Source organism: Rahnella sp. AN3-3W3, from assembly GCF_003263545.1.
GTDB lineage: Bacteria > Pseudomonadota > Gammaproteobacteria > Enterobacterales > Enterobacteriaceae > Rahnella > Rahnella variigena.
Map to the genome: position 1 here is coordinate 1 of NZ_JYDG01000139.1, position 9,755 is coordinate 9,755.

Annotated in this window: 10 protein-coding genes; 4 read left to right on the forward strand and 6 right to left on the reverse strand. The window is 53.1% G+C overall.

Annotated features, from left to right (window positions below; all coding sequences use genetic code 11):
• Positions 1–57 precede the first annotated feature (57 nt).
• Entirely contained in the window at positions 58–1,812 is a 1,755-nt protein-coding gene (locus UC15_RS25285) for an ABC transporter ATP-binding protein/permease (protein WP_112291954.1), read from the reverse strand.
• 129 nt (positions 1,813–1,941) lie between these two features.
• On the opposite strand from UC15_RS25285, the gene UC15_RS25290 reads away from it, so the two are divergent.
• The gene (locus tag UC15_RS25290) at positions 1,942–2,658 is read left to right on the forward strand and encodes a tetratricopeptide repeat protein (protein ID WP_112291956.1); all 717 of its coding nucleotides are present in this window, start codon (positions 1,942–1,944) and stop codon (positions 2,656–2,658) included.
• A gap of 26 nt (positions 2,659–2,684) precedes the next feature.
• Here the strand turns inward: UC15_RS25290 and UC15_RS25295 are convergent, their stop codons facing one another.
• From UC15_RS25295 to UC15_RS25310, 4 genes are all read right to left on the reverse strand, one after another.
• Positions 2,685–2,981, reverse strand: coding sequence for a HigA family addiction module antitoxin (locus UC15_RS25295; protein ID WP_112291957.1), 297 nt, complete (start codon positions 2,979–2,981; stop codon positions 2,685–2,687).
• A complete protein-coding gene (locus UC15_RS25300; RefSeq protein WP_112291959.1) occupies positions 2,981–3,259 on the reverse strand; it encodes a type II toxin-antitoxin system RelE/ParE family toxin in 279 nt (92 codons plus the stop codon). Before UC15_RS25300 ends, UC15_RS25295 begins: the two co-directional genes overlap by 1 nt.
• A 116-nt stretch (positions 3,260–3,375) precedes the next feature.
• Positions 3,376–3,708, reverse strand: coding sequence for a DUF805 domain-containing protein (locus UC15_RS25305; protein WP_112291960.1), 333 nt, complete (start codon positions 3,706–3,708; stop codon positions 3,376–3,378).
• A 279-nt stretch (positions 3,709–3,987) separates the two neighbouring features.
• Complete coding sequence (locus tag UC15_RS25310) at positions 3,988–4,857, reverse strand: MBL fold metallo-hydrolase (RefSeq protein WP_112291962.1); 870 nt, start codon at positions 4,855–4,857, stop codon at positions 3,988–3,990.
• A gap of 115 nt (positions 4,858–4,972) precedes the next feature.
• On the opposite strand from UC15_RS25310, the gene UC15_RS25315 reads away from it, so the two are divergent.
• Positions 4,973–5,890 carry a LysR family transcriptional regulator gene (locus tag UC15_RS25315; RefSeq protein ID WP_112291963.1) on the forward strand — a complete coding sequence of 306 codons (918 nt, stop codon included), beginning with the start codon at positions 4,973–4,975 and terminating at the stop codon, positions 5,888–5,890.
• A 219-nt stretch (positions 5,891–6,109) separates the two neighbouring features.
• Positions 6,110–7,273 (forward strand): MFS transporter, encoded by a 1,164-nt coding sequence (locus tag UC15_RS25320; protein WP_112291965.1) that lies wholly within the window; start codon positions 6,110–6,112, stop codon positions 7,271–7,273.
• Positions 7,274–7,338: 65 nt separating this feature from the next.
• On the opposite strand, the gene UC15_RS25325 is transcribed toward UC15_RS25320, so the two are convergent.
• Positions 7,339–8,322, reverse strand: coding sequence for a LysR family transcriptional regulator (locus tag UC15_RS25325; protein ID WP_112291967.1), 984 nt, complete (start codon positions 8,320–8,322; stop codon positions 7,339–7,341).
• A gap of 133 nt (positions 8,323–8,455) precedes the next feature.
• Between UC15_RS25325 and lysA the strand changes: the two genes are divergently transcribed.
• Positions 8,456–9,715 (forward strand): diaminopimelate decarboxylase, encoded by a 1,260-nt coding sequence (lysA, locus tag UC15_RS25330; protein ID WP_112291968.1) that lies wholly within the window; start codon positions 8,456–8,458, stop codon positions 9,713–9,715.
• The last annotated feature ends 40 nt before the right edge of the window (positions 9,716–9,755 follow it).

Below are 9,755 nucleotides of genomic sequence, written 5' to 3' on the forward strand. Positions count from 1 at the left end.
TGCTGATATCAGCAACCTTTGTTCGTTTTCAGCCACTTCGCAGTGGCGTCTCAGGCGTTACTCAGGTAGCAGTGCGCTGGAGGTAAATCCACACGGACCGTTTTCCTGATTTTTGAACCGCCAGCAATGCTGATGGTATTTCGCCACGGTATTACGGTGCGCCACACTGATAACCGATGTCTGCGGCAACTCGCTGAGCAGGAGAGAGTAAACCTGTTGCTCGGTTTCGTCATCCAGCGCACTGGTCGCTTCGTCGAGGAACAGCGTATCCGGCTGGATCAGCAGGGCGCGGGCGAATGACAACCGCTGTTGTTCACCCGGCGACAGGCGCTGGCTCCAGTTGGCGTAATCATCGAGGATTTCAACCGAGGCCAGATGCGGCAGGCGGCATTGTTCCAGAACCTGTTGCAGGCGTTCATCGGTATATTCGCGGCTGGCGTCAGGGTAACTCAGCGCGTCACGCAAGGTACCAATCGGGATATAACTGCGCTGCGGCAGGAACAGATAACGCTTCCCTTCCGCCAGCGCAATATTGCCTGAACCGTAAGGCCAGATACCGGCGATGGCGCGCAGCAGGGTCGATTTACCACAGCCAGAAGGACCGGCAATCAGTACGCGCTCACCCGGCTTCATTGATGCGGAAACATCACAGAACAGCGGATTACCGTTCGGCAGATTCAGTGTCAGCTTATCGAGTTGCAGGGCATGTTCACTGCTTTTACCGACGTTAATCCCGCGTGGCTGAGCGTTGACCTGATCGATAGCGGCATTGAAACCGGCAAGACGGTTAACCGTCGCTTTCCAGTTGGCCAGATCGGTGAAGGCATTGATAAACCAGGATAACGCGCCCTGTACCTGACCGAACGCAGAGGCGATTTGCATCAGCGCACCCATCTGAATGGCACCGGCGAAATAGCGCGGCGAGGCCACCAGAATCGGGAAGATATTGGCAAACTGCGCATAAAAGTTGGTCGCGACGTTCAGGCGACGGGTCACGCGCATGATTGACCACCAGTTGGTTTTGATGGATTCAAACTTGCCGGTCAGCTGGTCGTGCTCGTTTTTCTCACCGTGATACAGGGCAATTGCATCGCTGTTTTCGCGGATACGGATCAGGCCAAAACGGAAGTTTGCCTCGAACCATTCCTGATTAAATCCGAGTTTTACCAGCGGCTTACCGATATACCAGATAATGAAGGAGCCCACAGCGGCGTAAAGCAGCGCGAACCACAGCATGTAGCCCGGAATTTCAAAGTGATGCCCTGCCAGCATGAAGTTCAGCGGGCCACTGATCGACCACAAAATAAATACGAACGAGAACAGCGTCACCACGCTCGACAGCAGCCCGAGCACCAGAGAAAGTGTCCCGCTGGTCAGGGCATTCAGGTCGTCGGAAATACGCTGATCGGGGTTATCCACCTGATGCTGATACTCCGTGTAATAATAGGCGTGATTGGTCAGCCACTTCTCCATATACTCTTCGGTCATCCAGCGCCGCCAGCTCATTTGCAGGCCCTGCGTCAGATAAACCCGGTAGATGGCAATCACGATAAACAGCAGCGCCAGCCAGGTAAATTTCCACAGCTGGGCTCTGAAAACCGGATAGTTTCTGTTTTGCAGCGCGTCATAGAAAACGCGGTTCCATTCGTTAAACTGCACGCTGAGGTACACGCCAGCCAGCGAAAGGATGATGATAGTGGTCAACATGCCCCAGGCTCGCCACTTTTCTTCCGAACGCCAGTAAGGCTTAATTAACTGCCAGACGGCGCCCCATTGCGCCGATTTCCCAGGTTTTTTAGTCATAATAGCCATGTGTAATCGATATGTTGTGAAGCCAATCATCCCAGAATGAGTGTCTCAGTGCGATAGGGCAATGAACCACTTGTAAGGATGTTTTTCCAGCACGAAGCTCTGTAGACCACAAAAGTAGAAGGATGTTTGATGAAAGTCGCAGTGAATTTACTGCTGGTGGCAGGATGTTTTGCCAGTGTTCAGGCGTTTGCTCAGATTGATGAACCTGATATTGATGCTGATTGCGTAAAAGCAGGCATTTATGCTGCTGCCGGAAAAGTCGCGTATCAGCAGGGCGATATGGGCAAAGCGCGGGAAATTTTCCGCAATCAGGTCGCGTGGAGCGAGTTTTGCCACAAGCCGCAGGATCAGATTGCGACGGCTTACAACAACATCGCGCTGACCTACATTAAGCAGGGCGATTATCTGAAAGCCAAAGCCTGGCTGATGCTGGCGCCTGCTGACAAAAAATCACAATACAACCTGGGTCTGATCCAGCCCAAACTCGCTGCAATGCCACAGGCACAAAGTCCGGCGGGCATTTACTGGCAATATGCCGGATTTGGCAGCTGGAATATCCTGGAAGTGAAAGGCGAAGAAGCGCAGTTCAAAATCGATTTCAGCGGCTTATACATGGGACAGATGTCGTTGTACTACGGCCCGAATACCGGCGAGTTTTCGGTGGTGACGGCAATCAAAGACAATCACGCGGTGTACCACGAAGCCGACGATGCCTCTGCCGGTGGCGGCGAGTGCAGCGTAGACATGAATTTCGACCCGCAGAACGTGCAACTGCATACCACCGGTGATTGCGGTTTCGGCCATAACGTTCAGGCCGAAGGCGGATTTGTACGGGTGACGCAGTAAGTTTTGCTCATTATAACTAACCCGCCTCAGGCGGGTTTTAATGTCATCGCCAGCCGGTGTAATCCGCTGACATCTACAGTTTGTTCCGCAATCCATAAACTACGATTTGCCTGTAGTTTGAGCCAGTATTCGGCCGAACTGCCTAATACTGCTGCCAGCTTCACTGCCATTTCCGGCGTCACTGCCATTTTCCCGCTCACAATACGCTGCGCAGTAGAAGGGGCAATTTGCAGGGCACGGGAAAATTCACGCACGCTGACATTCAGTTCTTCAAGCGTTTCTGCAATCAGTTCGCCGGGATGAGGGGGGTTATGCATGTTCATCAGTGATAATCCTCGTAATTGACGATGTAAGCATTTCCATCAATAAATTCAAAGGTAAGACGCCAGTTGCCAGAAACCGTTATTGACCATTCTCCCTTACGGGAACCCTGCAGGGAATGTAACAGATAGCCGGGCCGGTCAATGTCATTTATAACCTGTGCTGCGTGAAGCGTGGCAAGTCTGAGCCTGAGTTTCTTAGCATGTTCAGCGTTGATCCCGGCTGTAGAACCGGATGTGAAAAATCGACTCAGGCCTTTGTGTTTGAAATCCTTAATCATTGGATGCATCCTGCATGTTGCGCCTTACGCAACAGTATAAAGGGTGTTGCGTAAGCGCAACACCCTTTATCATAAATGGATGATTTATTGCACCTGGCGCAAGATATCTCGAGGGTTTACGCCTGTGGCTCAACCACATAAGGGCCGAAGCAGTTATCCTCTGGATCGCTTTGGAAGAACATCAGGATCAGATTGAAGACCGGGCACAGCACCCACCAGCCGCTGTATCCTGCATCGTGATTACGACGCACGGCTAATGCCAGGCTGGGAAGAAACATGAATAATGAGTAGAGCAAAGACAGTAAATACTCATCGCCAAATATCTTTGCAACAATGCTTACACCCATTGATATAAGAATATTAAATAACACGAACCACCAATATTCTCTTCTCCGGGCGCGACCAGAAAAATTAGCGTAGTTTTTTAATGCCTTTAAATACCAGTTCATAATAATCCTTTATTAATTAGATAAGGTACATCCTCTGGCTGAATAGCAGAAAATATTGACCTTTTTGGTGGGGCGGCAGGATTTTATTATGCTGTTTTTTACTATTCAATGATTTATTAATGCATTGAGAGTGAAGGGGAAAGTGATGGCAAGTTTTTTAGAAAGTTAATTTATAACTGTATGATTTTACTTGATGCTCTGTTTCTAAGGTTTCTGAAAATAAAATAACGGCAGGGTATTTCCTGCCGTTATAATAAATTCGTTATTCGTTATCTATATTTACTGCGGCCACTTCATTTCGCCCTTCAATACTTTCGCGCTCAGTTCTAATGATGAATCATCTTTAAGCTGCGGATAATGTTTTTTCATCGCAGTGATAAGCGCCGCGGAATCTTTCGCTTTTGGTAATTCTTTTTCCAGTGTCAGCAGGTACTGGCGGGTGAATTTCACCGATTCCAGCGTTTTTGGCGCACCTGGCAGGAAATGTCCCGGCACCACGACGTCCGGTTTCAGGCCGGTAATTTCATCAAGTGCTTCCACCCACTGTTTACGCGATGTCGGCGTCTGCGTATCTGCGGTCCAGACGTGCATGTTGTCGCCATTTACCAGCACGCCGCCGACCACCGCTTTTAATGACGGGATCCACACGAACGTACGTTCTGCATCCACGCCCTGAATTTCAAATTTATGGCCTTCGAGCGTGAATTCATGGCCCTTCAGCGGTTCTGGCGTGGTGACGGATTTTGGCGCGTTGTCCTTCAGTTGTGGCCCCCAGAATGCGACTTTGCCGTCTTTAGTCGCATTGATCTGATCCACGGTTGCCTGCGTGGCTACCACTTTCGCTTCCGGGAATGCGGCGCGGATCACGTCCAGCCCGAAGTAGAAATCAGGATCTGACTGGCTGATGTACACGGTGGTCAGTTTCTTGCCGGTCGCTTTAATCATCTCCACCAGTTTTTCAGCATCATTGCGCTGGAACTGCGCGTCGATCAGTACCGCTTCTTTTTCGCCGGTGATGATTTCAGAGGACACCGGGAAAATGCTGTTTTCACCCGGGTTATACACCTCCATTTTCAGCGCGCTGGCGGCGTGAGCGGAAAGGCTGCTGCCCAGCAGGGCGGCGATCAGAGTCAGATGTTTCAGTTGCATGGGGTTTCCTCAGGGGCATTAATAATCACATTCAGTAAGACTCTACTGTACGTTGCATAATCCGCGGGAAAAACCGGATAATGCGCAACTGTTTGTTGCATAAACCGGACGAATCATGGACAGAATTACCGCTGCACAAGTGTTTGTTGCCATCGTTGAACGGGGAAGCATGATCAATGCTGCCGAGTCGCTAAATATGTCGCGGGCGATGGTGACGCGTTATCTGTCGGAGATGGAAAAGTGGTCGGGCGCGCGCCTGCTGCACCGTTCCACCCGCAAACTCAGCCTGACAGATGCGGGTGAAAATACACTGGCGCGTTGCCGGAAAATGTTGTCAGTGGCGGCGGAAATGGCCAGCGTCGCGGACACCGGCGATGAAGCGCTGCGCGGTTTGCTGCGTCTGAGTTGTTCACAATCATTCGGGCAGGGCGCGGTGGTGATTGCGGTCACCGAGTTTTTGCGGCGACACCCGCAGGTCAGTATCGATCTTCAGCTGGAAAGCCGGGCGATCAATCTGGTCGAAGACCGTATCGATCTGGCGCTGCGTATTACTAACGATCTGGATCCGAATCTGATCGCCCGGCCGCTGGCGCTGTGTCCTTCCGTGGTGTGCGCATCGCCGGCTTATCTCGCCTCGCAGGGCACGCCGCAACATCCGCAGGATCTGGCGGTGCATAATTGTCTGACGTACACGTACTTCGGCAAAAGCCTGTGGCAATTTGAACGGCAGGGCGAGCAGGTGGCGATCCCGGTGAGCGGCAATCTTAGCGCCAATGAATCGCTGGTACTGCTGACCGGCGCGGTGGAAGGCGCGGGGATTGTCATGCAGCCTTATTACTCGGCAGCGCCGCTGATTGCCAGCGGGCAACTGGTTCCGTTACTTGAACAGTGGCAGCCTCAGGAAATGGGGATTTATGCGATATATGCATCACGACGGCAAATGCCAAAGGCGTTGCGTGCGCTGCTCGATTTTCTGGTGGAGTGGTTTAAAGGGAATCCGCGCTGGATTTCACTGAAAGAAGAAAAGCGCTGAGCTGACGGGGGAAATGAATCACTGGAATCGGTTCCTTTTGCGCTTTTAGCGCATTTTCCGCAATGTATTGTTATGTAAAGATTAATCCTCAAAACGGATATTTTTCAGGCAGCAAGGGCACAGACTGCGTCTGGTCAAAAGTGTGATCAACGTGGTATTTAAGCCAGTCCGGTGTCATACCGGAGCCTTTACTCATAACTAAAAATATCCGGAGTTTTTATGCCTGTCGCACTCCTGGCACTGGCGCTCAGCGCGTTTGCCATCGGTACCACCGAATTCGTCATTATGGGGCTGCTCCCCAACGTGGCGGGGGATCTGAATGTCAGTATTCCTTCTGCAGGCTGGTTAATCAGCGGATACGCACTGGGCGTGGCGATCGGCGCGCCGATCATGGCCGTGCTGACGGCAAAACTGCCGCGCAAGAAAACCCTGCTGCTGCTGATGAGCATCTTTATTATTGGCAACGTAATGTGTGCGCTTTCCTATAGCTACGGTTTCCTGATGCTGTCGCGTGTCATTACCGCGCTGTGTCACGGTGCCTTTTTCGGGATTGGCGCGGTGGTGGCGGCAAGTCTGGTGGCACCTAACCGCCGTGCTTCAGCGGTGGCGCTGATGTTTACCGGCCTGACGCTGGCTAACGTGCTGGGTGTTCCGCTCGGTACCGCGCTCGGGCAGGCTTTCGGCTGGCGTTCAACATTCTGGGTAGTGGCCGTGATTGGTGTGGCGTCACTGTTCGCGCTGTATAAAAAGCTGCCGGATAAGAAAGAAGAAGAGCCGACCGATCTGCGCAAGGAAATCCGTGCGCTGGGCAGCCTTGGTTTGTGGCTGTCGCTGTCGATCACCATTTTCTTTGCGGCGGCGATGTTTGCGCTGTTTACCTATATCGCGCCGATCCTGACGCAAATCACTGGCGTATCTGAGCACGGCGTCAGCTGGACGCTGCTGCTGATTGGCCTCGGTCTGACCATCGGTAACGTGCTGGGCGGACGTCTGGCCGACTGGCGTCTGGGCATCTCGCTGACCATGACGTTCCTGATGATCGCCATATTCTCCGTGCTGTTCAGCTACACCAGCGTGCATCTGGTGGCCGCCGAAATCACGCTGTTTATCTGGGCGATGGTAAACTTTGCTGCGGTGCCGGCGCTCCAGGTTAACGTCGTGACTTACGGTAAAAATGCGCCGAATCTGGTTTCCACGCTGAACATTGCCGCCTTTAACGTCGGCAACGCGCTGGGCGCGTGGGTTGGCGGTGCGGTCATTGAACGCGGAATGGGGCTGAGCACCGTGCCGCTGGCGGCGGGCGGACTGGGCGCCATCGGCTTCGTGCTGTGTGTGATCACTTTCCGCCGTGCGGCGAAGAAAGCGGAAAAAGCCGTCGCGTAACTCAGTACATTGAGAACATAAAAGGCCACGCGGAAAATATCCGGCGTGGCCTTTTTTGTTTTTGTTCAGCGAGTCAGCGCGGCTTCAAGGCGATCGGCAAAGCGTTGCGCCTGCTGATGGCAGTGTTCGATAAATGTGCTGACCAGTGCGGAAGCGGGACGGTGCAGCGGGCGGATCAGGCTGACGGTGAAGGGTACGGCAATGCTGAATTCCCGTAATACGACGCCGTTCACGCTGTTTTTAACAGAGCCGTTCTCGCTGTTTTTAACAGAGCCGCTCTTGCTGTTTTTAACAGAATAGTCCAGCGCGGTCAGCGGATTGACAATCGACACGCCCGCGCCTTCGCGCACCATGCTGCACACCGACGCCGCACTGTGGGTTTCCATCACCAGTCGTCGCGTAACCTGTTGTTCCGTAAATAAAGTATCCAGCAGTTGCCGGTAACTGTCAGTCGCCGACAGGCTGATATAATTCAGGCCCCTGAAATCTTGTGGTGTGAGTCGTGATTTTTCAGCCAAAGGATGTCCGGCAGGCAGTACGCACACTTCGTTCAGCGTCAGCAGCGTCTGACGCTCGGTTCCGGCAGGCGTCTGGGTATTTTCCGTCAGCCCTAAATCATGGCGCTGCGCAGACAGCCATTCTTCAAGCAGCGGCGATTCCTGCGGCACAATATTGAAACTGACGTCAGGGTAACGGTCGAGGAACGGTTTACACACCGCAGGCAGCAGTGACTGACTGAACACCGGCAGGCAGGCGATAGAGAGCTGTGCCTGCTCGAACTGGCGGATCCCTTCCGCCGCGCTGATGATCCTGTCCAGCCCGTAATATGAGCGCTGCACTTCCTCAAACAGCCGCAGACCCTGAACGGTAGGATATAAACGCCCGCGCAGGCGTTCGAATAATTGCAAATTCAGCAGCTTTTCGCAGCGTGCCAGTTCGCGGCTGACTGTCGGCTGTGAGGTATTGAGCAGCGCGGCAGCTTCAGTCAGATTGCCGGTGGTCATTACCGCATGAAAAATTTCGATATGGCGCAGGGAAATCGCAGGCATGGTTTATCCGGTAAACGGCGTGATTTATCCATATCATAAATGAATAGACTGGCCTGAAATAGATATTTTATCGCCAGATTGTTACGCGGCATACTGAGGGAAATATGACTGAATTCACCTGACGGAAAATCTTATGCCACGCGCCCTGAACGATATGTCTACCGCGCTTAATGCCGCGAACTTACTGGCTCTGCCGCAACAATTTGGCTGCCCTGTGTGGGCGTATGATGCGGAGATTATTAAAGCGCGCATCGCGCAGTTGCGTCAGTTTGACGTCGTCCGTTTTGCACAAAAAGCCTGTTCCAACATTCATATTCTGCGTCTGATGCGCGAGCAGGGCGTGAAGGTCGATTCTGTTTCGCTGGGTGAGATTGAACGTGCGCTGGTGGCCGGTTTTATTCCGGGCCGCGAAGACAGTGAGATTGTGTTCACCGCAGACGTGCTGGATCAGCCGACGCTGGAACGCGTGACGGCGCTGGATATTCCGGTGAACGCTGGTTCCATCGACATGCTCAGTCAGATTGGTCAGCATAAGGCCGGGCATCCGGTGTGGCTGCGCGTCAATCCGGGCTTCGGTCACGGGCACAGCCAGAAAACTAACACCGGCGGTGAAAACAGCAAACACGGGATCTGGTATGCCGATTTGCCACAGGCGCTGGCTGAGATCGCCCGTTACGGCCTGAAACTGGTGGGTATTCATATGCATATCGGTTCCGGCGCGGATTACGGTCATCTTGAGCAGGTTTGCGATGCGATGGTGCGTCAGGTGATTGAAACCGGACAAGATATTGAAGCGATTTCAGCCGGTGGCGGGTTGTCGATCCCGTATCATTTTGAAGAAGAATCCATTGATACCGGCCACTATTTTGGCCTGTGGAACCGGGCGCGTGAGCAAATCGCTGCGCATCTGGGGCACGAGATTAAACTGGAGATCGAGCCGGGACGTTTTCTGGTGGCAGAATCCGGCGTGCTGGTGGCGCAAATCCGTGCCGTGAAAGACATGGGAAGCCGTCACTTTGTGTTGTGCGACGCTGGCTTTAATGACCTGATGCGTCCGGCGATGTACGGCAGCTATCACCATATTTCGCTCTTACCGGCCGATGGCCGCGAGGTGAGCGGACAACCGCTGACGGATTCCGTGATCGCCGGTCCTTTGTGCGAATCCGGTGACGTGTTTACCCAGCAGGCAGGCGGCGGAGTGGAAACCTTCCCGCTGCCGCCGGTACACATCGGCGATTATCTGGTGTTTCACGATACCGGCGCGTACGGCGCATCGATGTCATCGAACTACAACACCCGTCCTCTGCTGCCGGAAGTGTTGTTTGAGAATGGCGTGCCGCGGTTGATTCGTCGCAGGCAGACGGTGGAAGAGTTAATTGCTTTAGAACTGTAATCCCTGCTCCTGAATGTGAGAGGGAATTTGCTCTGCTCCT